At 64.8% G+C, this 24,477-nt stretch carries 18 protein-coding genes and 1 pseudogene; 16 read left to right on the top strand and 3 right to left on the bottom strand.

All coding sequences use genetic code 11. The features are described 5' to 3' along the window. Positions 1-126: 126 nt before the first annotated feature. The 10 genes from CTP10_RS36425 (at position 127) to CTP10_RS36380 (ending at position 12,507) form a co-directional block, all read left to right on the top strand. Positions 127-1,401, top strand: a complete 1,275-nt coding sequence (locus tag CTP10_RS36425; protein WP_116321517.1) for a serine hydroxymethyltransferase — start codon at positions 127-129, stop codon at positions 1,399-1,401. Positions 1,402-1,438: 37 nt separating this feature from the next. Then, the gene (locus CTP10_RS36420; RefSeq protein WP_116321516.1) at positions 1,439-2,410 is read left to right on the top strand and encodes a dipeptidase; all 972 of its coding nucleotides are present in this window, start codon (positions 1,439-1,441) and stop codon (positions 2,408-2,410) included. Between the two features lie 141 nt (positions 2,411-2,551). Beyond that, complete coding sequence (locus CTP10_RS36415; protein WP_116321515.1) at positions 2,552-3,085, top strand: DUF5943 domain-containing protein; 534 nt, start codon at positions 2,552-2,554, stop codon at positions 3,083-3,085. A 64-nt stretch (positions 3,086-3,149) separates the two neighbouring features. Then, on the top strand, positions 3,150-5,213 hold the full coding sequence (locus CTP10_RS36410) for an oxidoreductase (protein WP_116321514.1): 2,064 nt from the start codon (positions 3,150-3,152) through the stop codon (positions 5,211-5,213). A gap of 2 nt (positions 5,214-5,215) precedes the next feature. Next, positions 5,216-7,141, top strand: a complete 1,926-nt coding sequence (locus CTP10_RS36405; protein ID WP_116321513.1) for a (Fe-S)-binding protein — start codon at positions 5,216-5,218, stop codon at positions 7,139-7,141. 4 nt (positions 7,142-7,145) lie between these two features. Next, positions 7,146-8,318: an electron transfer flavoprotein subunit alpha/FixB family protein gene (locus CTP10_RS36400; RefSeq protein WP_116321512.1), complete on the top strand. Its 1,173-nt coding sequence runs from the start codon at positions 7,146-7,148 to the stop codon at positions 8,316-8,318. Next, positions 8,315-9,100 (top strand): electron transfer flavoprotein subunit beta/FixA family protein, encoded by a 786-nt coding sequence (locus CTP10_RS36395; RefSeq protein ID WP_116321511.1) that lies wholly within the window; start codon positions 8,315-8,317, stop codon positions 9,098-9,100. Before CTP10_RS36400 ends, CTP10_RS36395 begins: the two co-directional genes overlap by 4 nt. Positions 9,101-9,151: 51 nt before the next feature. Further along, complete coding sequence (locus CTP10_RS36390; protein ID WP_116321510.1) at positions 9,152-10,390, top strand: aromatic ring-hydroxylating oxygenase subunit alpha; 1,239 nt, start codon at positions 9,152-9,154, stop codon at positions 10,388-10,390. Positions 10,391-10,412: 22 nt separating this feature from the next. After that, complete coding sequence (locus CTP10_RS36385) at positions 10,413-11,570, top strand: hybrid-cluster NAD(P)-dependent oxidoreductase (protein WP_116321509.1); 1,158 nt, start codon at positions 10,413-10,415, stop codon at positions 11,568-11,570. Between the two features lie 73 nt (positions 11,571-11,643). After that, positions 11,644-12,507, top strand: a complete 864-nt coding sequence (locus CTP10_RS36380) for a glycine betaine ABC transporter substrate-binding protein (protein ID WP_116321508.1) — start codon at positions 11,644-11,646, stop codon at positions 12,505-12,507. Positions 12,508-12,594: 87 nt separating this feature from the next. Here the strand turns inward: CTP10_RS36380 and purU are convergent, their stop codons facing one another. Further along, entirely contained in the window at positions 12,595-13,467 is an 873-nt protein-coding gene (purU, locus tag CTP10_RS36375; RefSeq protein WP_116321507.1) for a formyltetrahydrofolate deformylase, read from the bottom strand. 410 nt (positions 13,468-13,877) lie between these two features. Between purU and CTP10_RS36370 the strand changes: the two are divergent. The 6 genes and pseudogenes from CTP10_RS36370 to CTP10_RS36345 all read left to right on the top strand — a co-directional run. Next, positions 13,878-15,073, top strand: a pseudogene (locus tag CTP10_RS36370) (quaternary amine ABC transporter ATP-binding protein); the annotation flags it as partial. Next, complete coding sequence (gene choW, locus CTP10_RS36365; protein ID WP_116321505.1) at positions 15,066-15,962, top strand: choline ABC transporter permease subunit; 897 nt, start codon at positions 15,066-15,068, stop codon at positions 15,960-15,962. The pseudogene CTP10_RS36370 and the gene choW, both read left to right, overlap by 8 nt. Positions 15,963-16,148: 186 nt before the next feature. Beyond that, positions 16,149-17,051, top strand: a complete 903-nt coding sequence (locus tag CTP10_RS36360; RefSeq protein WP_116321504.1) for a GlxA family transcriptional regulator — start codon at positions 16,149-16,151, stop codon at positions 17,049-17,051. A gap of 174 nt (positions 17,052-17,225) precedes the next feature. Beyond that, positions 17,226-18,383: a branched-chain amino acid ABC transporter substrate-binding protein gene (locus CTP10_RS36355; RefSeq protein WP_116321503.1), complete on the top strand. Its 1,158-nt coding sequence runs from the start codon at positions 17,226-17,228 to the stop codon at positions 18,381-18,383. Positions 18,384-18,705: 322 nt separating this feature from the next. Then, complete coding sequence (locus CTP10_RS36350; protein WP_116321502.1) at positions 18,706-19,200, top strand: flavin reductase family protein; 495 nt, start codon at positions 18,706-18,708, stop codon at positions 19,198-19,200. 470 nt (positions 19,201-19,670) lie between these two features. Further along, positions 19,671-21,244, top strand: a protein-coding gene (locus tag CTP10_RS36345) for an IS3 family transposase (RefSeq protein ID WP_271815432.1) whose coding sequence is annotated in 2 segments (ribosomal slippage) — positions 19,671-20,100 and positions 20,100-21,244 — 1,575 coding nt in all. Because the reading frame shifts where the segments join, the coding sequence is not laid out codon by codon here. Positions 21,245-21,505: 261 nt separating this feature from the next. On the opposite strand, the gene CTP10_RS36340 is transcribed toward CTP10_RS36345, so the two are convergent. Both CTP10_RS36340 and CTP10_RS36335 read right to left on the bottom strand, forming a co-directional pair. Beyond that, positions 21,506-22,600, bottom strand: coding sequence for a branched-chain amino acid aminotransferase (locus CTP10_RS36340; protein WP_116322846.1), 1,095 nt, complete (start codon positions 22,598-22,600; stop codon positions 21,506-21,508). A 436-nt stretch (positions 22,601-23,036) separates the two neighbouring features. Next, positions 23,037-24,305 carry an adenylate/guanylate cyclase domain-containing protein gene (locus CTP10_RS36335; protein WP_116322845.1) on the bottom strand — a complete coding sequence of 423 codons (1,269 nt, stop codon included), beginning with the start codon at positions 24,303-24,305 and terminating at the stop codon, positions 23,037-23,039. Between the last annotated feature and the right edge of the window lie 172 nt (positions 24,306-24,477).

The raw sequence follows: 24,477 nt of genomic DNA, 5'->3' as shown, positions 1-24,477 counted from the left end.
AAACCCGAACGACAAGAATAGATCCGTCGGCAACGCTGCGCCGACCAGGCCGCAAAGCCAAAGCGCCCCGGCGCAGCGGGTCTCACGCCCCGTCAGGCAGCCATCTCAATCAGTCACGGATCATCTATGTCGAACACCCAGACCTTCTTCTCGCAGTCCCTGGCCGAGCGCGACGCACGGGTGCGCGGTGCACTCCTCAAGGAACTCGAGCGGCAGCAGTCGCAAGTCGAACTGATCGCTTCGGAAAATATCGTGTCGCGCGCGGTGCTTGAGGCGCAAGGCTCGGTGCTGACCAACAAGTACGCGGAAGGATACCCGGGCAAGCGCTACTACGGCGGCTGCGAATTCGCGGATGAAGTGGAGGCGCTCGCCATCGATCGCGTGAAGCAACTCTTCGACGCCGGCTTCGCCAACGTGCAGCCGCATTCCGGCGCTCAGGCCAACGGCGCGGTGATGCTGGCGCTGGCCAAGCCGGGCGACACCGTGCTTGGCATGTCGCTCGATGCGGGCGGCCACCTGACCCATGGCGCGAAGCCCGCGCTGTCCGGCAAGTGGTTCAACGCGGTGCAGTACGGCGTGAACCGCGACACCATGCTGATCGACTACGACGAGGTCGAAGCGCTTGCGCGTGAGCATAGGCCGAGCCTGATCATCGCGGGCTTCTCGGCCTACCCGCGCAAGCTGGATTTTGCCCGTTTCCGCGCGATCGCCGACAGCGTCGGCGCGAAGCTGATGGTCGACATGGCGCACATCGCCGGCGTGATCGCGGCGGGCCGCCATCCGAACCCGGTCGGGCACGCCCACGTCGTCACCTCGACCACGCACAAGACGCTGCGCGGCCCCCGCGGGGGCTTCGTGCTGACCAACGACGAGGAGATTGCCAAGAAGATCAACTCGGCCGTGTTCCCCGGCCTGCAGGGCGGTCCCCTGATGCACGTGATCGCGGGCAAGGCGGTCGCGTTTGGCGAGGCGCTGCAGCCGGAGTTCAAGACCTATATCGACCACGTGCTGGCGAACGCGCAGGCACTCGGCGAAGTCCTGAAGGAGGGCGGCGTCGACCTGGTGACAGGCGGCACCGACAACCACCTGCTGCTGGTCGACCTGCGCCCCAAGGGGCTCAAGGGCACGCAGGTCGAGCAGGCGCTCGAGCGCGCCGGCGTCACCTGCAACAAGAACGGCATTCCCTTCGACACCGAGAAGCCGACGATCACGTCGGGTATCCGGCTCGGCGCCCCTGCTGCCACCACACGCGGCTTCGGTGTCGCGGAGTTCCGCGAGATCGGCAGGCTGATCCTGGAGGTCTTCGAGGCGCTGCGCGCGAACCCGGAAGGGGACCCGGCCACGGAGCAGCGCGTGCGCCGTGAGATCTTCGCGCTGTGCGACCGCTTCCCGATCTACTGAGCACCGACAAGAACCAAGGCAAGGAGTGGAGCAACCTATGAGCCCGCTGCACGAAGACAGCATCATCATCGACGGCCTGAACATTTCGAAGTTCGAGCGGTCCGTGTTCGAAGACATGCGCAAGGGCGGCGTCACCGCCGCCAACTGCACCGTCTCGGTCTGGGAGAATTTCACCAAGACCGTGGACAACATTGCGCTGATGAAACAGCAGATCCGCGACCACGGCGAACTGCTGACGCTGGTGCGCACCACCGACGACATCCTGCGCGCCAAGCGTGAAGGCAAGACCGGCGTGATCCTCGGCTTCCAGAATGCGCATGCGTTCGAGGACAACCTCGGCTACATCGAAGCGTTCGCCGACATGGGTGTGCGTGTGGTGCAGCTCTGCTACAACACGCAAAACCTGGTCGGCACCGGCTGCTACGAGCGTGACGGCGGGCTGTCCGACTTCGGCCGCGAGGTGATCACGGAGATGAACCGCGTCGGGATCATGGTCGACCTGTCGCACGTCGGCGGCAACACCTCTTCCGAAGCCATCGCCTTCTCGAAGAAGCCGGTCTGCTACTCGCACTGCCTGCCGTCGGGCCTGAAGGAGCATCCGCGCAACAAGAGCGACCAGCAGCTCAGGGAGATCGCCGATGCCGGCGGCTTCGTCGGCGTGACCATGTTTGCACCGTTCCTGAAGCGCGGGATCGAGGCAACGGTCGATGACTACATCGAAGCGATCGACTACGTCGTGAATCTGGTCGGCGAGGATGCGGTCGGCATCGGCACGGACTTTACGCAGGGCTACAGCACGGAATTCTTCGACATGCTGACGCACGACAAGGGCCGCTATCGCCGGCTGACCAACTTCGGCAAGGTGATCAATCCCGAGGGGATCCGCACCATCGGCGAGTTCCCGAACCTGACCGCGGCGATGGAGCGCGCGGGCTGGAAGACCTCGCGCATCCGCAAGATCATGGGCGAGAACTGGGTGCGGGTCTTCAAGGAAGTCTGGGGCGCCTGAGCCGGCACCGCAGCCAGTCGCAGGACCCTTCAAGCGATTTAGTACAAAACGGGACGTGCCCGCGCGCCGCGCGGGCACGCGGGCAATGCCGCGCCTGCGCAACGACGCAAGCGGCGAATTTATCCTCACGGAGCCACCACGATGCAACCGCAACTGCCGATCGACGTCAACCCTGACACCGGCGTCTGGACTACCGACGCGCTGCCGATGCTGTATGTCCCGCGCCATTTCTTCACGAACAATCACGTTGCCGTCGAAGAGACGCTCGGCGCCGATGCGTACGCCGAGATTCTCTACAAGGCAGGGTACAAGTCCGCGTACCACTGGTGCGACAAGGAGGCCCCACTGCACGGCCTCAGCGGCATGGCCGTGTACGAGCACTACCTGAAGCGGCTGTCGCAGCGCGGCTGGGGCCTTTTCTCTCTCCTCGAAGCCGATCCGGCGACGGCGCATGCGCGCATCGCGCTGCACCACTCGTCGTTCGTGCTTGCGCAGCCGGGCAAGGAAGGCAAGCTCTGCTACATGTTCGCCGGCTGGTTCGCCGGCGCGATGGACTGGGTCAACGATACCGCACCCGCCGGCACGGCTGGGCCGCGCGCGCAGTCGAAGGAAGCGCAGTGCGCGGCCGAAGGCCACGAGCATTGCGTGTTCGAGGTGTCGGCAATCGCCCACTGAGCGTGCGCTGAGCCAGATTTCATCCGCAACACGAAAGACATACGAACGCCAGAGGTCGCCTGCGATGCGCTATCCCCACTTGTTTAGACCCTTGCAGCTCAACCAGCTGACGCTGCGCAACCGGATCGTCAGCACAGCGCATGCCGAGGTGTATGCCGAACCGGACGGCCTGCCGGGCGACCGCTACCTCCGCTATTACGAAGAAAAGGCGAAGGGCGGTGTCGGCCTGGCGATCTGCGGCGGCTCCAGCCCGGTATCGGTCGACAGCCCCCAGGGCTGGTGGAAGTCGGTGAACCTTGCCACGGACAGGATCGTCGAGCCCCTCTCCCGGCTGGCGGAGACGATGCACGGCCACGGCGCGAAGATCATGATCCAGGCCACCCATATGGGCCGCCGCTCGGCGTTCCACGGCGAGCACTGGCCGCACCTGATGTCGCCCTCCGGCGTGCGCGAACCCGTGCATCGCGGCAACGCAAAGATCATCGAGGTGGAAGAGATTCGCCGGATCATCGCCGACTTCGCCACGGCAGCCAAGCGCGTCAAGGATGCGGGGATGGACGGCATCGAGATTTCGGCCGCGCACCAGCACCTGATCGACCAGTTCTGGAGCCCGCGCACCAACTTCCGCACCGACGAGTGGGGCGGCAGCCTGCAGAACCGCCTGCGCTTCGGCGTGGAGGTGCTGCAGGCGGTGCGCGAGGCGGTCGGCAAGGACTTCTGCGTCGGCCTGCGCATGTGCGGCGACGAGTTCCACGAGGATGGGCTCGACCACCAGCAGCTCAAGGAGATCGCGCAGGCCATGTCCGAGTCGGGGCTGATCGACTACCTCGGCGTGATCGGATCGGGCGCGGACACGCACAACACGCTGGCCAACTGCATGCCGCCGATGGCGCTGCCGCCAGAGCCGTTCGTGCACCTGGCGGCGGGCATCAAGTCGGTGGTCCGGATCCCGGTAATGCACGCGCAGAGCATCCGCGACGCGGGCCAGGCGGAGCGGCTGCTGGCAAGCGGCATGGTCGACCTGGTCGGCATGACGCGCGCGCAGATGGCCGACCCGCACATGGTCATCAAGATCCGCGATGGCCGCGAGGACGAAATCAAGCAGTGCGTCGGCGCGAACTACTGTATCGACCGCCAGTACAACGGCCTCGACGTGCTGTGCGTGCAGAACGCGGCCACCTCGCGCGAGGCGACCATGCCGCACGTCATCGAGAAATCGCGCGGTCCCAAGCGCAAGGTCGTCGTGGTTGGCGCGGGCCCGGCCGGCCTGGAAGCGGCGCGCGTTGCGCGGTCACGCGGCCATGACGTGGTGCTGTTCGAGAAGAGCACCGAGGTGGGCGGGCAGATCATGCTCGCATCGAAGGCACCGCAGCGCGAGCAGATGGCCGGCATCGTGCGCTGGTTCGACATGGAGACCAGGCGCCTTGGCGTTGACCGGCGCCTGGGCGTGGACGCCGACGCGAAGATGATCATGGCCGAGAAGCCGGACATCATCGTGCTGGCCACGGGTGGCCGCGCCTTCTCCGACCAGGTCCCCGCGTGGGGCGTTGCCGAGGGGCTGGCCGTCAGTTCATGGGAAGTGTTGTCCGGGCGTGTCGAAGCGAAGCAGAACGTGCTGGTCTACGACGGTGTGAGCACGCATGCAGGAGCGGGAGTCGCCGACTACCTGGCAAGCCGCGGCGCCAAGGTTGAGATTGTCACGCCGGACGTGAAGGTCGCCGACGACTGTGGCGGCACGACTTTCCCGATCTTCTATCGCCGCCTGTATGCACAGGGCGTGATCCATACGCCGAACTACTGGCTCGACCGCGTCTACGAGGAAGACGGCAAGAAGATCGCGGTGCTGCGCAACGAGTACACGGAAGAGCTGGAGGAGCGCGCGGTCGACCAGGTCGTGATCGAGAACGGCTCGACGCCGAATGACGCGCTCTACTGGAAGCTCAAGCCGGAATCGGTCAACCGCGGCCAGGTCGATGTGCACAAGCTGTTCGCCGCCGAGCCGCAACCGTGCCTGTCGGAGACGCTGGGTAACGGCCGCTTCCTGCTGTTCCGGGTTGGCGACTGCATCTCGATGCATAACATCCACGGCGCGATCTACGACTCGCTGCGGCTCGTGAAGGATTTCTGACCATGAATCCGTCCTTGCTGATTACCGTCCTGCTCTGGCTGTCGGTGGCAGGCCTGGCCTTCGCGGTGCTGCGGCGCGCGTCGTACTGGCGAGTCGGACGGCCGGCCACGGCCGGGTCGCTCGGCATCGCCAACCTGTTCGCGATCCCCAAGCGCTATTTCGTCGACCTGCACCATGTGGTCGCGCGCGATCCGTACATCGCCAGGACGCACGTGGCCACCGCGGGCGGCGCGATCGCAGCGCTGGCGCTGGTGTTCGTCAACTACGGCCTCGCAATTTACTCGCCGTGGCTCGACAAGCTCATCCTGGTCGCGGCGCTCGCGATGCTGATCGGCGCGGTGTTCGTGTGGCGGCGCCGCAAGGCAAAGGACGTGCCGGCGCGCCTGTCGAAGGGTCCGTGGAATACGCTGCCCTGGCTGCTCGGCTCGTTCGCGCTGGGCCTGGCGCTCTATACGGTGGTGCCGCCCGAGGTGATGTCGGGCGCGCTCGCGGTGTTGTGCGCGGTGCTGATCGGCGTCGGCGCGTTCGCGATGACGGTCGGCGCGGCCACGGGCGGGCCGATGAAGCATGCGATGGCGGGCCTGCTGCATCTCGCCTTCCACCCGCGCCAGGAGCGGTTCGCGGCGACGCCCGAATCGTACACCGGCAGCGGCACCGCCACGCCGCCCACGGCGCTCAAGATGCCCGATATCGAGCATAAGGAATACGGTGTCGCGAAACCGGTCGAGTTCCGCTGGAACCAGCTGCTGAGCTTCGACGCATGCGTCCAGTGCGGCAAATGCGAAGCGGCGTGCCCGGCATTCGCTTCCGGCCAGCCGCTCAACCCCAAGAAGCTGATCCAGGACCTGGTCGTCGGCATGGCGGGCGGTACCGATGCCGCCTACGCCGGCAGCCCGACGCCGGGGATCCCCGTCGGCCGGCACCGCGGCGGGCCCAACGGGCCCATCGTGTCGGGCCTGATCGAGGCGCAGACGCTGTGGTCGTGCACCACCTGCCGCGCCTGCGTGCAGGAATGCCCGATGCTGATCGAGCACGTCGATGCAATCGTCGACATGCGCCGCAACCAGACGCTGGTGCATGGCTCCGTGCCGGGCAAGGGTGCCGAAGTGCTGGCGAACCTGCGCGAGACGGGCACCATGGGCGGCTACGACAAGGCGGCGCGCTATGACTGGTCGGTGGACCTGAACGCACCCGTTGCGCGGCCGGGCAAGGCAGTCGACGTGCTGGTCGTGGCCGGAGAAGGTGGCTTCGACATGCGCTACCAGCGCACGCTGCGCGCGCTGGCCAAGGTGCTGAACAAGGCCGGCGTGGACTACGCTGTGCTCGGCGAGGTTGAAACCGACACGGGCGATGTCGCGCGCCGCCTCGGCGACGAGGCTACCTTCCAGCAACTGGCCAAACACCTGATCGGCACGCTCGACGCGCTGTCGTTCAAGCAGATCGTGACGGCCGACCCACACGTGATGCACAGCCTGCGCAACGAATACCGCGCGCTGGGCCTGCGCGTGACGGTGAAACATCACACCACGTATCTCGCCGAACTGGCGTCGGGCGGACTGATTGCGCCCAAGGCGGTGGCAGCGCTGCGCGAGAAGCGCACCACTTATCACGACCCGTGCTACCTCGGCCGCTACAACGGCGAGACCGAGGCGCCGCGCAAGTTGCTGAAGTCCATCGGCATCCAGGTGGTCGAGATGGAGCGCCACGGCATGCGCGGCCGCTGCTGCGGCGGCGGTGGTGGCGCACCGCTGACCGACATCCCGGGCAAGCAGCGCATCCCCGATATCCGCATCGCCGATGCACGTGCGGTTGGCGCCGAAGTGGTCGCGGTCGGATGTCCCAACTGCACCGCGATGCTAGAGGGCGTCGTTGGCCCGCGCCCGGACGTGCTCGACGTGGCTGAACTGGTTGCCGCTTCGCTGGAGTGAACTGATGGACACGATCAAACGAATCGATCCGCGCCGGCCGTTCGTCATCACGGCGGCGGGCCTCAGGCGCATCACGCTCGGCGAGGCCGGCAGCGCTGATGCGGGCTCGGCGCACTGGCCCGCGCACGGTCATGGAGCGGCGGCAAAGCCGCGGCGGCTGGTGAGCGACCCGCGCTACGTGATGCTGGTTGCCGCGCACAGCGAGCGCGGCGCGCTTGACGACCATGCACGCCAGGCGGTTGCCGCCGCGGCGCTGCTGGCGGACGCGCAAACCGAAGTCGCGCTGCTGGTGTTCGGCGAGCTGAAGGACGATGCGGCGGAACTTGGCGCCGACAAGCTGATCGCGCTGCCGGAGTTCGACCGCCGCACGTTCGCCCCCGAGGCAGAGTTGCGGGCGCTGCAGGCATGCGCCACGGCGCTGTCGGCCAGGCATGTCTTCATTCCGGACAATGCGGCGGGCGACGGCGATCTCGGCCGCCGGTACGCGGCAGCGGCGGCGGAAGCAGGGGCTAGCGTTGCAACGCATGTAGTGGAGATCGATGCGCATCACGTCGGCACGTATGCACACGCTAAGCGTATGTTCGCGACCCGGGCGTTGACCGACGTGATCCTGCTGGCGCCGGGCGCGGTCGACGCGAAGCTGCCGTTCACCGGCGCGGGCGAGCGGCTTTCGCCCGACTTCCTGTGCGCCAAGGGGAGCAGCACGCATCCGTACCGCGATCTCGGCATCGAGGAGATCGATGCCGCACGGGTCGCGCTCGAGGAGGCCGACTTTATCGTGGCGGCCGGCAACGGCGTGACTGATATCGGCGCGTTCGAGCGCCTGGCCGGCACGTTCGGCGCCGCCATTGCCGCCAGCCGTGTCGCCGTGGACAACGGGCATTTCACCCGCGACAAGCAGGTGGGCGCCACCGGCAAGACGGTCGAGGCGAGTGTCTACATCGCATTCGGGATCTCCGGCGCAGTGCAGCACTTGCAAGGCATCAAGGACTGCCGCCACGTAATCGCCGTCAACGTGGACGGCAGCGCGCCGATCGCCAAGCGCGCGAACCTGACCATTGTCGGCGACGCGCACGAGACCATTGCCGCGCTGATGGAGCTCGTGCAGGCGGCGCGCCCCGGGCGCGGCCAGCCGGCCACGGCCCGTCCCCGGGAACTCGCAGGAGTCGCAGCATGAACGCCCCCCGACAAGTGAAACGCATCGCAGTGCTGGTATCCGTAGGCCGCCATCCGGTCAGCGGCGCGCCGCGCTACAGCCGCAACGACGCCGCCGCGCTGGAGCTCGGGCGCAGCCTTGCCGAAAAACACGGTGCCCAGCTTGCCGTGGTGCATGCGGGCGATGCGGCCGAGCCCGCACTCGCCGACTACCTGGCGCTCGGCGCTGGCGAAGTCGAGGTCCTGGGGTGCGATCCCACCGAATGCTCGGCACACGTGCTCGCCGCGCATGTGAAGAACTGCGACCTCGTGCTGACCGGAACGCGCGCGGAGGGCGCTTACGACACCGGCATGCTGCCGTATCGGCTCGCCGCGGCAATGGGCCGCCCACTGGTCGGCGCTGCTGTCGACGTCGACATCGACGGCGGACGCGTCGCCGTGCGGCAGTTCCTGCCCAAGGGGCTGCGCCGGCGCGTCGATGCGGCGCTGCCCGCGGTGGTTGCGGTGCATCCCCTTGCCAACGCGAACCCGCGCTATGCCTACGCGCGCTTGCGCGGGGGAGCGATCCGCACTGCACCGGCTGTGCGCAGCACGTACCACGACGCCGCGGCATGGGTGCTCGGTGCCGTCGAGCGCAAGCCGGTCAGGCTGGCGGCGGCCGAAAAGCGCTCGGGCCACGCCCGGATGCTGTCGGCGACGACCACCGAGAGCCGCGGCGGCAGCGTCGTAAACGGTGGGACTTCGGTCGAAAAAGCACAAGTCATCCTCGCGTATTTACGCGAGCATCAACTCATCGACTACTGACATTGCCGGGTCGGCAAACAACCAGGGACGCAGGGAATCCGGAGCAAAACGATGAAAGAATCGGCAGACATTCGCGCGCTGGTGGAACGGCGCAAGGCGGGCCACAGCCTCGAGGCGCCTTTTTACCTGAGCGACGAGATCTTCGCGCTCGACATGGAGGCAATCTTCCGCCAGCACTGGATCCAGGTGGCGGTCGAGCCCGACGTGCCGGAGCCGGGAGACTACGTGACGGTCGAGCTTGGCCAGGACTCGATCCTGATCGTGCGCGACGACGACATGCAGGTCCGCGCGTACCACAACGTTTGCCGCCATCGCGGCGCACGGCTCTGCAATGAGGACAAGGGCACGGTTGGCAACATCGTGTGTCCGTATCACAGCTGGACCTATAACCTCAGCGGCGAGCTGATGTTTGCCGAGCACATGGGCGAAAAGTTCGACCGCTGCAAGCACAGCCTGAAGTCGGTCCACGTGGAGAACCTTGCCGGGCTGATCTTCGTCTGCCTGGCCAGGGAGGCGCCGGATTTCGCGCCGATGCGCACCGCGATGGAGCCGTACCTGTTGCCGCACGACCTGCCGAACACCAAGGTCGCAGCACAGGTCGACATCATCGAACAGGGCAACTGGAAGCTCACGATGGAGAACAACCGCGAGTGCTACCACTGCGTGGCGAACCATCCGGAGCTGACGATCTCGCTGTACGAGTACGGCTTTGGCTACCAGCGCTCGCCCGCCAACGCCGATGGCATGGAGTCGTTCGAGCGCACCTGCGAGGAGCGCGCTGCGCAATGGGAAGCCATGAAGCTGCCGTCGGCCGAGATCGAGCGGCTGCTGGAGACGACCGGCTTCCGCACCCAGCGCCTGCCGCTGGACCGCAGCGGCGAGTCGCAGACGCTCGATGCCAAGGTGGCCTCGAAGAAGCTGCTGGGCAACTTCGAGCAGGCCGACCTCGGCGGACTTTCCTTCTGGACGCAGCCGAATTCGTGGCATCACTTCATGAGCGACCACATCGTCACGTTCTCGGTGATCCCGCTGTCGGCTGGCGAGACCCTGGTGCGAACGAAATGGCTGGTGCACAAGGATGCGCGCGAGGGCGTGGACTACGACGTGAAGAACCTGACGGCGGTGTGGAACGCGACCAATGACCAGGACCGCGCGCTGGTCGAGTACTCGCAGCGTGGCGCGGCGAGCAGCGCGTACGAGCCCGGCCCGTACTCGCCATTCACGGAAGGCCTGGTCGAGAAGTTTTCGGCCTGGTATATCCGCCGGCTCGCCGAGCAGATCGGCGCCTGAGCGCAAAGCAGCGGAGGTTGACATGATGCGCGATGCGGTGCATTTCGAATCGGCAGATAGCCGGGTGACGCGCCCGGCGTTCTGGAACGCGCTTCCGGAGCGCTGGACGAGCGACGTGGAGGAAACGCTCATATGCTGCCACGTGCGGCAGGAAACGCACGACGTGAAGAGCTTCTTTTTCCGTTCACCCCAGGGGCGCGCCTTTGTGTTCGAACCGGGGCAGTTCATCACGCTGGAACTCGAAATCGACGGCGAGACAATCAATCGCTGCTATACGATCTCTTCTTCGCCAGCGCAGCCGCACACGGTCTCGATCACGGTCAAGCGCGTGCCCGATGGCAAGGTGTCGAACTGGCTGCACGACACCGTGAAGCCGGGAACGCCGCTCCGCATGCTGGGGCCGGGCGGCGAGTTTACGTGTGCGCGGCATCCGGCGCACAAGTACCTGTTCCTGTCCGCCGGCTCGGGCATCACGCCGCTGATGTCGATGAGCCGCGCGCACCATGATCTCGCCGAGGATCGTGACATCGTGTTCGTGCACAGCGCGCGCACGCCTGACGACATCATCTTTGCACGGGAGCTGGATCTGATCGCCTCTGACCAGGGCAACTTCCGCACGGCGTTCGTCTGCGAACGGGTCGGCGCGCGCACCAACTGGTCGGGCGTCACGGGGTTCCTGTCGCTGCCGCTGCTGAAGCTGGTCGCGCCGGACTTCATGGAGCGCGAGATCTTCACGTGTGGGCCCGCGCCGTACATGAAGGCGGTGCGCGGACTGCTCGACGAGGCCGGCTTCGATCGCAGGCGCTACCACGAGGAGAGCTTTTCCTTCGAGACATTGAACGCGGAGCCTGCCCCCGGCGAAGCGATCGAGGCGGTCGAGGGCGGCGCGCCGGCGGCCAACGGCCATGCGGACACCGCGCAGTTCAGCATCAGTTTCGCCAAGAGCGGCCGGGAGATTGCCTGCCATGCGGGGCAGCACGTGCTCGACGCGGCGCGCCAGTCCGGCGTGCGGCTGCCTGCGTCGTGCACGCAGGGCATGTGCGGCACCTGCAAGGTCAGGCTTGTCAGCGGCCAGGTGGACATGAAGCACAACGGCGGCATCCGCCAGCGCGAGATCGACCAGGGCATGGTGCTGCTGTGCTGCAGCAAGCCGCTGTCGGATCTCGTGATCGACAAGTGAGGGCCGGCGCGTACGACGACCGGCGTTTGCTTTGAAAAGGGAGCGCCTCGGCGCCGATTACAGGAGGGTAGACATGAAACTTCTCGGAAAACTATTCTGCACCGGCGCCGCGTCGGTCATGCTGACATGGAGCGCGCTGGCGCTCGGGGACACCAAGCCAACCCTGAAGATCGGCTACGTCGAAGGCTGGGACGACAGTGTCGCCACCACCAACGTCGCCGCACGCATCATCGAGAAGAAGCTCGGGTATCCGGTGCAACTCGTGCCGGTGGCGGCGGGCGTCATGTGGCAGGGCGTCGCCCGCGGCGACCTCGACGCGACGCTGTCCGCCTGGCTGCCGGTCACGCAGGGCGCCTATTGGGAGCAGTTCAAGACCAAGGTCGTCAATCTGGGGCCAAACTTCACCGAGGCCAGGATCGGGCTGATCGTGCCGGCATCGGTCAGTGCGAAAAGCATCGATGAACTGAACGCGCAGAAGGCGTCGTTCGAAGGCCGCATCGTCGGCATCGATGCCGGCGCCGGCGTGATGCGCAAGGCGTCCGAGGCGATCAAGAGCTACGGGCTCAGCTATTCGCTGATGCCCAGTTCCGGCAGCGCGATGACGGTTGAACTGGCGCGCTCAATGAACGCGAACAAGCCGGTGGTTGTGACCGGCTGGGCGCCCCACTGGATGTTCGCCAAGTGGAAACTGCGCTTTCTTGATGACCCGAAGAAGGTCTTCGGGGACGCCGAGCATGTCGACAACATCGTGAACCCGGGCCTGGAGAACAAGGCGAAGCCGGTAGTGGCCTTCCTGAAGAAATTCCAGTGGAAGCCGGGCGAGATCGATAGCGTGATGCTGGCGATCCAGAATGGCACCAAGCCGGATGCGGCTGCCGACGCGTGGATCGCCGCGCACGGGGACCGCGTCAGCGGGTGGCTCGAGAATACGCAGTAATTCGGTCGCACCACTTCGCAGAACTTATATACCCACCAAAAAACGCAGGCCACGATCGCACAACGATCGTGGCCTGCGTTGCTTTGCTTAGTGGAGTACGACCGTCCGGTCCCCGTTCAGGAACACCCGGCGCTCGATGAACGCCTTCACCGCGCGCGCCAGCGTGATGCATTCCACGTCGCGCCCGACGGCCAGCAGCTGGTCCGGCCGGTACGAATGATCGACGCGCTCGACGGCCTGCTCGATGATCGGCCCTTCGTCGAGGTCATCGGTGACGAAATGCGCGGTCGCGCCGATCAGCTTGACGCCCCGTGCATGCGCCTGGTGATAGGGCTTCGCGCCCTTGAAGCCGGGCAGGAATGAATGGTGGATATTGATGGCGCGGTTGGCGAGCTTCGCGCTGGTCTCCGCGGAGAGCACCTGCATGTACCGGGCGAGGATCACCAGCTCGGCGCCGCTCGACTCGAACAGGTCCAGCCAGCGCGCTTCCTGCTCGGCCTTGGTCTGCGGCGTGATCGGGAAGTGCCGGAACGGCAGGTCATGCTGGCGCGCCATCGGCTCCAGGTCGGCATGGTTCGAGGCAATGCCAACGATGTCCATCTTCAGCTCGCCCATGCGCCAGCGGAACAGCAGGTCCGCCAGGCAGTGTTCGAGCCTGGACACCATGATCAGCACTTTCGGGCGCGCCTGCGCATCGTGAACGGCCCATTGCATGCCGTAGCTCTGCGCGATCGGTGCGAATTCCTGCCGCAGCCTGGCGACATCCAGCGCCTGCGCGTCCGTTGAATGGAACACGCAGCGCAGGAAGAAGCGGTTGCTCAGGTCGTCGTCGAAGACGGTCAGCTCATCGATGTAGCAGCGATGGCGCTCGAGCAGGCCGACCGTGGCGGCCACCTGCCCCGGGGCACTCGGGCACGACAGCGTCAGGATGTGCTGCTGTGAAGGAGACAGCGCGTTCATGCGAATCCTCTCTGGTTGACTGGCCGCGCACGCATCGTGCGCGCACATGCCATGCGCCAAGTAGATCAGGCCGCGCGGACACCGGATAGAACCGAAACGCCGCGATGCTGGTACCAGCCCGCCGCGCCGAGCGGTGCGCCTGACCCGCCCATGAGGCGCCCATGCCGGATCGTCGGGGTCGTTTGTGAACAGTCGGCGTCAAAATCGCCTTGCCTGGTTGTCTTTGTCGTATTTCCGCAAGCGCTTGTCGGAATTCGTCGGCAGGGGAGGGCGTTTCTTGGCAACCATGTAGGGAATCGCGCAATGCAGGTTGCGGTGCGACGACAAGGTTTGCTCAGGCATTCCAGGGAGGAAGTAGCAACGTGCCGCCAGCGTTTCCCGGACCAGTGGAAAAAGCGTTGGCATGCCATATGACGAGTGAGTCCCCGCAGGACCAGGAGAAGTTTCAATGGATAGTCCCAAGGTCGTGGTCGAAGGTCTGTGCAAGGTCTTTGGCAGCAATCCCAGACAGGCGCTCGACATGCTCGCCGCCGGTTCGACGAAGGATGATGTGTTCCGGCGCACCGGCCAGGTGGTCGGTGTGCACAACGTGTCGTTCGAAGTGAAGGAAGGCGAAATATTTGTGCTGATGGGCCTGTCGGGCTCCGGGAAGTCTACGTTGATCCGCCTGGTGAACCGGCTGGTCGAGCCCACCGCCGGCAAGGTCCTGATCGGCGGCCGCGACGTGGCCGCAGTGAGCCGCGGCGAGCTGATCGCGCTGCGCCGCAAGGACATGAGCATGGTGTTCCAGTCGTTCGCGTTGATGCCGCAGCGCACCGTGCTGTCAAATGCCGCGTTCGGGCTGGAGGTGGCGGGAGTTGGCAGGAAGGAGCGCGAGCGCCGTGCCATGGACGTGCTGGAGCAGGTCGGCCTCGCGACATTCGCGCAGAAGCTGCCGCGCGAGCTATCGGGCGGCATGCAGCAGCGCGTGGGCCTGGCGCGTGCGTTGGCGGTCAATCCGTCGCTGATGATCATGGACGAGGCCTTCTCCGCGCTGGACCCGCTCAAGCGCAAGGAAATGCAGAACGTGCTGCTTCAGCTGCAGAAGGAGCACCGGCGCACCATCATGTTCGTATCGCACGACCTGGAAGAGGCGCTGCGCATCGGCAGCCGGATCGCGATCATGGAGGGCGGACGGCTCGTTCAGGTTGGCACGCCGCAGGAGATCATTGCTAACCCGGCCGACAACTACGTCCGCAAGTTCTTCGACGGCATCGACACAAGTCGCTACCTGACCGCCGGCGATCTGATGCAGACCAATGCGGTGCCGACCCTGTCACGGCTCGATGCGGCCAACATTGCCGCGACGCTGAACGGCAGCGAAGACTATGCCTTCGTGCTCGATGCGCAACGCAAGCTCCGTGGCTTCGTCACGCGCGACGCGACGCAAAGCGTGCGTCCCGTAGAGAGCATCCGGCGCAACGCCTCGCTCGACCACGTTGTCGAGCGCGTCGTCGCGAATCCCAATGCCCTGCCGGTCGTCGATGACGACGGCTGCTATTGCGGCTCGGTCAGCCGCGCCGTCATCCTGAAAGCAATCACGCACTCGCGAGGCAACCATGTCTGAACTACTCCCACTCGGCCGCTGGGTCGACCAGTCCGTCCACTACCTCCTCGATCACGATGCGGCAACGTTCGACGCCATCGGCCGCGCGATAGGGGGCCTCGCTGAATGGATCGAGCGCGGCCTGCAGGCCGTGCCGATGTGGCTGATGATGGCCATCTTCATCGGCATCGGCCTCTGGCGCGTCGGCTGGCGCTTCGCTCTGTTCGCGGCCGCGTCGCTGTTCGTGATTTTCGCGACCGGATTCTGGGATCAGACCATCATCACGCTGGGCCTCACGCTGTCGTCCACCATCATCAGCCTGCTGCTTGGCGTTCCGCTCGGCATCTGGGCGGCGAAGAGCAGGGTAGTGGCCGCCACCGTGCGCCCGGTCCTTGACCTGATGCAGACCATGCCCGCATTCGTCTACCTGATTCCCGCCGCGATGCTGTTCGGCCTCGGGCGCGTGCCGGGCATCCTGGCGACGGTGATCTTCGCGATGCCGCCCGCGGTACGGCTGACCAGCCTTGGCATCCGCCAGGTGAACATGGAGATCGTCGAAGCGGGCCATGCCTTCGGCTGCACGCCGTGGCAACTGCTATACAAGGTGCAGTTCCCGAACGCGCTGCCGTCGATCATGCAGGGCGTGAACCAGACCATCATGATGGCGCTGTCGATGGTCATCATCGCATCGATGGTCGGGGCCGGCGGCCTGGGCAACGAGGTGCTCGCGAGCATCCAGCGGCTGGATATCGGCCTGGGCTTCGAAAGCGGGCTCTCGGTCGTGCTGCTGGCGATCGTACTGGACCGCATCACCGAGAGCTTCGGCCGCGCGCCTGGTGACGCGAAGGCGCCGCTGTTCGCCGGGCTCAGGCAGCTGTTCGGCGCCAAAGCCAGCACGGCGCAAGCCTGATCCAGCGCCAGCCGCCGCCAGGAAATTGATCCGAGGGCCGTTGCAGCCGTGCCAACCGACAGCGCTTTCCCATCGATGCCGGCCACCGCGCCCCTCGGGCCACCCGGCGCACCCGGCTTACCCGGCTTACCCGGCCCATTAGGGCCACTCTCGCATTTCGGCTTCCTGACATTGCCTGACTTCTCGATGATCGCGTTCTCGAGCGCGGTCGAAGTGCTACGCATGGCCAACTACCTCGGGCGTGCCGATCATTACACGTGGTCGATCTATTCGACCGACGGCGATCCGGTGCATGCGAGCAACGGCATCGTGGTACGGCCGACGCGCGCGCTCGACCACTCGGCACTGCCGGATGTCATGATCGTTTGCGGAGGCATTCGAATCCGCGATACCGTCGACGAAGGCACGCGCGCCATGCTGGCGAAGCTGGCCGCGCAGGCCATACCGCTCGGCAGCATCTGCACAGGCGCCTACGCACTGATGTCGAGCAAGCTGCTTGACGGATACCGCTGCGCCGTGCATTGGGAAAGCCGGTCGACGCTGCACGAGGAGTTTCCGCTGGTGCATTTCGCCGACGAGCTGTTCGTCATCGACCGCGACCGGCTCACTTGCACGGGTGGCACGGCACCCATCGACATGATGCTGCATCTCGTCGGCTTGCGCTTCGGCCGGCAACTTGCGGCGCAGGTCTCCGAACAGTTCATACTGGAGCGTATTCGCAGCGCGACCGATGCGCAGCCGATCCCGGTCAACGCGCGGGTCGGGCTGTCGCGGGCGGAGCTGGTCGAGGTGGTGCGGCTGATGGAGGCGAACATCGAGGAACCCCTGTCACTCGATGAACTGGCGCGGCTGGTGCGGCTGTCGCAGCGCCATCTGCAGCGCATGTTCAAGTTTTATCTGAACGTGTCGCCGACCCACTACTACCTGACCCTGCGCCTGAAGCGGGCGCGCGATATGCTGCGCACGACCAGCGCGTCGATCGCGCAGGTGACGGCGGTCTGCGGATTCCAGTCGCCGTGCCATTTCAGCAAGGCATACCGTGCGCAGTTCGGCCATGCGCCCAGCCACGAACGCCGGCAGCCAGGGTGAGTGGTCAGCACCGCGCCGGCGCTTGGAAATGCGTGCATCTGTGTGTGAAAGTGTCTTTTTCGACATGCGACGCCACGATCGCTTGCATGGCTGTGCCATTAGAATCAATGGCAGGGAATTAGGCCGGCTGTAAATGGCATCCCGTCGACTCATTTTGGTCGCGGAGAGGATTCAATGACCAATCTTGCCGGAAGGCTGCTCGTTGCGAGCCTGAACGTCATACTGCTGTCCTTCGCTTGCACCCAGTCCCATGGGGCCGATCGGAAACAGGTCGTCAGGATCGGCGTGTCCACGCCACTTACCGGGCTCAATGCCGCCAATGGCAAGGACATGGAGAACGGTGTTCGCCTCGCCGTAGAGGAAGCCAATGCGCAGCGTATCCGGCTGGATGGTCAGGATGCCCGTTTCGAACTTGCTCCGGCGGACGACCAGAGCGATCCGCGCATCGGCGTTCAGGTGGCCCAGAAGCTGGTCGATGACGGGGTGGCCGTGGTTGTCGGCTACTACAACTCAGGCGTCGCGCTTCCGGCCGCGCCGATTTTCGCCCGGGCAGGTATCCCGGTAATCCATCCGGCGGCTACCAACCCGGCCATTACGCAGCAAGGCCTGAAGACCGTTTTCCGCATCATTCCGACCGATGCGCAAAACTCCGGCAACGCAGGCAAGTACGCAGTCACGGTAATGAAGGCGCAGCGCATTGCCGTGATGGATGACCGGACCGCGTTCGGCCAGGGGGCGGTGGACGAGTTCAGGAAGGCCGTCGCCGCGGCGGGCGGCGAGATCGCGATAGCGGAATATACCAACGACAAGTCGGTCGAGTTCAGCGCGCAGCTCACGAACATCCGGGCCGCCAACGCCGGCCTGCTGTTCTTCGCCGGACTGGACAACCAGGCGGCGCTCATCACGAAACGCATGCGCGAGCTGGGCATGCGCACCCAGTTCGTCGGCAGCGGCGGTATCGCCGACAGCATCTTCCTGAGCATTGCCGGGCCCGCTGCGGAAGGCGCGATGGCATGGGAATATGGGCGCCCGATCGACAGTCTGCCGCAAGGCAAGGCTTTCATGCAGAAGTTCCGGAAGCGCTTCGGCAGCGACAGCCTCAGCTATGCGCCGTTCGCCTACGACGCCGCGTGGGTGGCCATCAACGCGATGAAACAGGCCGGCTCCGCGAAGCCTGCCGAATTCACGCCGGCGCTGCGCGCAACGCAATACGAGGGGGTGACCGGGAAGATCGCCTTCGATGCCAATGGCGACCTGAAGAATCCCACATCGACCCTGTACCAGGTCAGGGGAGGCCACTGGACGCCGGTCACGACGATTGCGGTCGAGTGACGTGCGGGCTGGCCTCGTGGCGGTACTTCGGGGCAGAACGCGAATGCGATCTCCGGCGCCTGCATACGCATGTGCTTAACACTCCCGAGTAAGCCGGGTTGCCAGAATCCAGCCTTGGCGCGAATGTCCCAAGGTATCGACGCACCGGTTCTATCTCCCAAGCTGAAAAATTTGATGTACTAGTGACACGCCCTGCGGCCGACGCTCGGTTCGGAGCCCCCGGAACTGGTACGGCAGGGATGGCCGAGGGCAGTACGTCCGTCAGGACAGTTGACATCTTCATGTCGTCAGCTTGGCACACCGTTGGGTGAAAGGAAACATCATGGAACAGATCGATGGCCTGGCTTTCCGCAAGGCGTTGGGTGCTTTTCCCACCGGGGTGACCGTGATGACCACGTTGGACGCCACCGGAAGGAGGTGTGGAATGACAGTCAACTCCTTCAGTTCTGTCTCGCTGAATCCACCCTTGATTCTGTGGAGTCAGTCGCTTTCATCGAAAAGCTACACCGCGTTTCGGGATGCCGAGCGATTCGCTGTAAATATCCTGTCAGAAAATCAAATTCAGATATCCAGACAGTTCTCGACCGCCAGCGACGACAAGTTTCGAAATATTACCTTTCGATCTGGTTTGGGAGGTATTCCCATCATTGGTTCATGCGCTGCAAACTTGGAATGCGTGAAGGTTTCCGCCCATCGTGAAGGCGATCATGTCATTTATATCGGTCGAGTTATCCGCCTGGAACGGTCCGAGCACAGGCCACTCGTCTTTGGTGATGGGCGCTACCTTGTAGCACGAGCCCACGAGCAAGATCGTTAGCGGTTTTTCCCGCACCCCGGGGCAACTGCTGCGCGTGTTTTCGATACAAGCTCTTGGCGCCAGACTTACAGGTGTTGGCGCTTCGAAGTATGAACATCCGCGCCCCCCCCTGACATGGTGGTTTTACTTGCGTATCGAGTTTTCCGTAGAAAAGGATGCGAGTCAATGAAGACCAGGAACATGGCGGTCCCCATTATTTTCACGGCAAGCCTAGTCGTCGCGTATTTTTTACCAGATCGGATATCGGTTCCGATGATTCTATTGGCGTCGGTAATGGCTGTCAGTCATGCATGCCTAAGGAAATAGCATGCGTATAACGTGATGTCGCGTTGGTTGATTGTTGCCCTTGCCGGTCACCTCCAGCCGCCAGCGCACGACATCCTGAGCATCGCGCCGGCAGAAGAACCCCCCGCGGCAGAATAGATGTCGCCCCTATAGAATTTGAACCCTGGGGGCGATGAGAGAGAGAAGTGGCTCGTTACGGGAAGGATTTCAAGGACCGGGCGGTAGCGCGGTTGTTACCGCCGGAGAGTGCGGCGGTGGAAGTGGTTGCAAGGGAACTGGGTGTGGCAGTGGCCACGCTGGAGCGCTGGCGTGCGGACGCTATGTCCATGCCCGCTCGCGAGCGGGCATGGACAGCGGCGGCCAGGTTTGAGGCGGTGCTGGCGACGGCTGCGATGGACGAGGCCAGCAAGAACGCCTGGTGCCGTGAGAACGGTGTGTATCCGCAGGAGTTGGAGCAGTGGCGTGCTGCCGCCACGCAGGCGCTGGCGGAGCCCGAGGATGCGCGCGCCACCCCTCGCGAGACGAAGGCCGATCGGCGCCGCATCAAGGAACTCGAACGCGAGCTGCGCCGCAAGGAGAAGGCGCTGGCTGAAGCCGCCGCCCTGCTGATACTCTCAAAAAAGCTAGAGGGCATCTTCCCGAAGGACAAGGACGAGGACGCATGATCGGCCTGGAAGATCGCCACACGATGGTCCGCCATATCGAAACCGCGCATGCAGGCGGCGCTCGCCTGCGCCTGGCGTGCGAGGTAGCTGGCATAACCGTGCGCACTCTGCAACGCTGGAAGGCCCACGATGGCCTGGTGGTCGGCGACCGCCGCCCCGGGGCCGAACGGCCCACGCCCGCGCATGCGCTGAGCATTGAGGAGCGCGAACGCATTCTGGCCGTTGCCAACGAGCCGCGCTTCGCCGACATGCCGCCGGCGCGCATCGTACCGATGCTGGCCGACGAGGGTGTCTACCTGGCCAGCGAATCGAGCTTCGGTCGGGTGCTGCGCGCCCATGGGCAGACCCGGCATCGAGGACGCGCTAAGGCGCCGCGCCAGCGCCGTCCGCCCACCACGCACGTGGCCACGGGGCCGCGCCAACTGTGGTGCTGGGACATGACGTATTTGCCGGCCGAGGTCGCCGGGCGCTGGTTTTATCTGTACCTCATCCTGGACGTGTACAGCCGCAAAATCGTGGGCTTCGAGGTCCACGACCGCGACGACGCCGACCACGCGGCGCATCTGGTCAAACGCACAGCGCTGGCCGAGGGCATTCACGCCATGGCGGCCAAGCCGGTGCTGCACGGTGACAACGGCGCCACGCTCAAGGCCACCACGGTGTTGGCGATGTTGCACTGGCTGGGCGTCAAGCCCTCGTACTCGCGTCCGCGGGTGAGCGACGATAACGCCTTCGTGGAAAGCCTGTTCCGCACGGCCAAGTACCGGCCGGAGTTCCCGTCTACAGGCTTTGCCGATCTGGTCACGGCACGTACGTGGGCGGCCCACTTCGTCCACTGGTACAACCATGAGCACCGGCACAGCGGCATCCGCTACGTGAGCCCGGCACAGCGCCATGCCGGAGAGGACAACAAGATTCTGGCCGCGCGCCACGCGCTCTATGTTCAGGCTCGTGACTGCAACCCGCGTCGCTGGTCACGACACACGCGCGACTGGTCGCCAATCGACACGGTCACGCTCAATCCGGAGCGCGAGATTGCCGTGCCCACCGGTGGTATCAAGCCAGGAGCCGAAAACCAGCGTTTGGCTGCATGAATGAGGCGACATCTACCTTGACGCGCGCCGAGAACGCCCCCATGGTGGTCGCGGTCAGCTCCGACGCCCGCAGTCCGCCCAGATAGCGCACGGGCAGCACCCAGCGGCAGCGTGCTGTGTGCAGGCGCTCCCGAGCGGTCTCGGTCGGCACTGCGCGCTTCGCTTCATCGCAACACCTCGCTGTTGAGGACACCAGCAAGACCACGCCTGACAGGCGCTGTCACGGCCCTGACCCGGTCAACCCGGGGCAGGGCGCCGGGCTCAGGCGACGTAGTGGACCCAGCCGAGGGTGTCTGGCTCCTTGCCGCGCTGGATGCCGGTCAGCAGCGTACGGAGGCGGCGGGTGACTTCGCCTTCGCCGCCGTTGCCGATCGTGAATTCACCGCCGGCATGGCGTACGTTGCCGATGGCAGTCACCACGGCGGCGGTGCCGCAGGCGAACGTTTCCTTGACGCGGCCGCTGTTGGCATCAGCCTGCCATGCGTCGAACGCGTACGGGGTTTCCGACACCTTGATGCCTTCGCGGCGGGCCAGTTCGATGATGGATGCGCGCGTGATGCCGGGCAGGATCGTGCCGGACAGCGGCGGCGTCAGCAGCGAGCCGTCCTCCATGACGAAGAACACGTTCATGCCGCCGAGTTCCTCGATCCAGCGGTGTTCAGCGGCGTCAAGGAAGACCACCTGGTCGCAGCCTTTCTGCGATGCCTCCGTCTGCGCGATCAGGCTGGCCGCATAGTTGCCGCCGCACTTCGCTGCCCCGGTGCCGCCAGGCGCAGCACGCGTGTACTGGTCCGACACCCACACCGTGACCGCCGACTTGCCGCCCTTGAAGTACGGGCCGACCGGGCAGGCGATCACGCAGAACACATACTCGGCCGCGGCGCGCACGCCGAGGAAGGTCTCCGTAGCAAACATAAACGGGCGCAGGTACAGGCTGCCGTCGCCGCCCGGGATCCAGTCGCGGTCGATGTCTACCAGCGCTTCGACGGCGCGGAGGAAATCGGCTTCCGGCAGGTCGGCCATTGACATGCGGGCGGCGGAGGCGCGGAAGCGCTTGGCGTTCTCCTGCGGGCGGAACAGCGAGATCTTGCCATCAGCGCCGCGATAGGCCTTCATGCCTTCGAAGATTTCCTGCGCATAGTGCAGGACGGCGCAGGCCGGGTCGATCTGGAATGGACGGCGCGCTTCCACCTTGGCGTCATGCCAGCCGCGCCCCTCGGTCCAGCGGATTGTGACCATGTGGTCGGTGAACACGCGTCCGAAGGTAGGGTCGACCAGCGCGGCCGCGATCTTGTCGGCCGGTGTGGGGTTGGGGTGACGCTCCACGGTGAACTGCAATTGTTTGTCGGCGCTCATGTTTCTGTGTCTCTTCGTCTTAGGCTAGGGATTCCAAATGTCCTATGCAATACATGCAAGTCAGTCCCGGGATAAAAGGAGGCAAGTGGCGGTAAGGCCCAACGCTTCCCTCCCATCCGGTGCATGGGCTGAAGTGTAACTCGATGGTGCGGTGCAGTATCGCAAGCGCAAACCACAGTCGCGGTTCGTCGGTATCGATGACTGGGCGATCGCACGCGGTCACCATACGGAACGATCATCGTCGACCTGGAGTGACAAGGCGTGCCCGCAGCGCTTGGGTTGGCGAACCGTCGCATATTGCACCAAGGTAAAAGCCACCCCAATAACCAGAAAATCCTGGGACTTCGCGGGCACGAATTTCGCTGGCTGATCGACGGTTCAGGGCGACTCGACAGCAAGATAGCCCTCTGGAGTGAGGGCTATCTTGCCTTTCGCCTTACGTCACGTGGCCATTGCCCCCAGCCCGGCAAGCAGGGTTGCGGCCCGTCAGGAACCAGGTTTGCAGCGTGCCGATCCCTTTCGCCTCGATCGCGCCGCGCTCTTCGAACAGGAACGACTCGCCCAGCAGGCGCCTGGTCGCGTCGGTGACCTGCACCCGTCCGGCCACGCCGTGGGACTCCATCCGGCTCGCGATGTTGACCGCGGCACCCCACAAGTCGTAGATGAACTTGCGCTTGCCGATGACACCGGCGACCACTGGTCCGCTATGGATGCCAATGCGCAGCTGCAGGTTGAAGCCGGTGCGTTGGTTAAAGTGCATGAAGGCCTCGGTCATGTCCAACGCCATCTGCGCTGCCCGCACCGCGTGATCAGGTGCCGGCTCCGGCAGCCCCGCGGCCGCCATGTAGGCGTCACCGATGGTTTTGATCTTCTCGAGGCCGCGGAGGTCGGCAACGGTGTCAAACTCGGTGAAGATCTCATTGAGGACGGCCACCAGCTGCTCGGGGCTCATGCCCGCTGAAAACCGCGTGAAGGCCACGATGTCCGCGAAGAGGACCGTCACGTCCGGAAAGCTGTCGGCGATGAGTTCCGGATCGCCGCTGGCGACAAGATCAGGACGCGTTTTCAGCCGTTCAGCGATCGAGCAGGGCAGCAGATTGAGCAGCAGCCGCTCCGACAATGCCTGCTCGGCCAGAAGCCTGTCGTAGAGGCTCTGGAGCTCGTCGTGCTGGCGGCGGATCAATTCCCAGCTTGCCTGCAGTTCCTCGTTCTTCCGTGCCAGCGCGGCTTCTGCGCGCTTCTTCTCGGTGATGTTGCGCCCTTCCGGGAGCAGGAATACAACGTTTCCGTTCGAATCCCTGATCGGCAGCAGCGAGAAGTCGACAATGATCGTCTCCTTGCCCTCGCCCTTGGCCTGGACATAGTTTTCGAAGTCGCACCGGACAAATTCGCCCTGGCTTGCGCGTTGGATCATTTCTCGCAGCAACACCTGGGTCTCTGGCGAGCCCACCCACCAGCGGGCCTCCCAGAACGGCTTGCCTCGAATGTCGTCCATCCGTATGCCAATCGCCTCTAGCGCGGCACGGTTGATTTCGAGCATCGTGCCGTGCGCATCCAGCAGGCCCACGAACTGGTACATCGCGTCCAGCATGATGCGCGCGAGCTTGTCCCGCTGGGTCTGGAAATCGTCGCTCACAGAAAGCGTGACATCTCGCACCCGGAGTTCCATGGGGGTGGAGAAATGCCGTGGGTGAATGGTAGCCATGCTTCACCTCTCGCGTCTCGGGCACCGCGACGAGCGCGTGCCCGATTTCGTCAGAAGACCGTGACTACCTTGAACCATAGTTTGTCGGCGTCAATCCGTACCCGGGCATATCCCCATGGAAGCCAACTAAGGCTTCAAAATATCAGAGTTAAGCGTCGTGCGAAAAGCGCTC

The organism is Cupriavidus sp. P-10 (genome assembly GCF_003402535.2).
GTDB lineage: Bacteria > Pseudomonadota > Gammaproteobacteria > Burkholderiales > Burkholderiaceae > Cupriavidus.
This window is presented reverse-complemented; position numbering and strand designations above follow the sequence as displayed.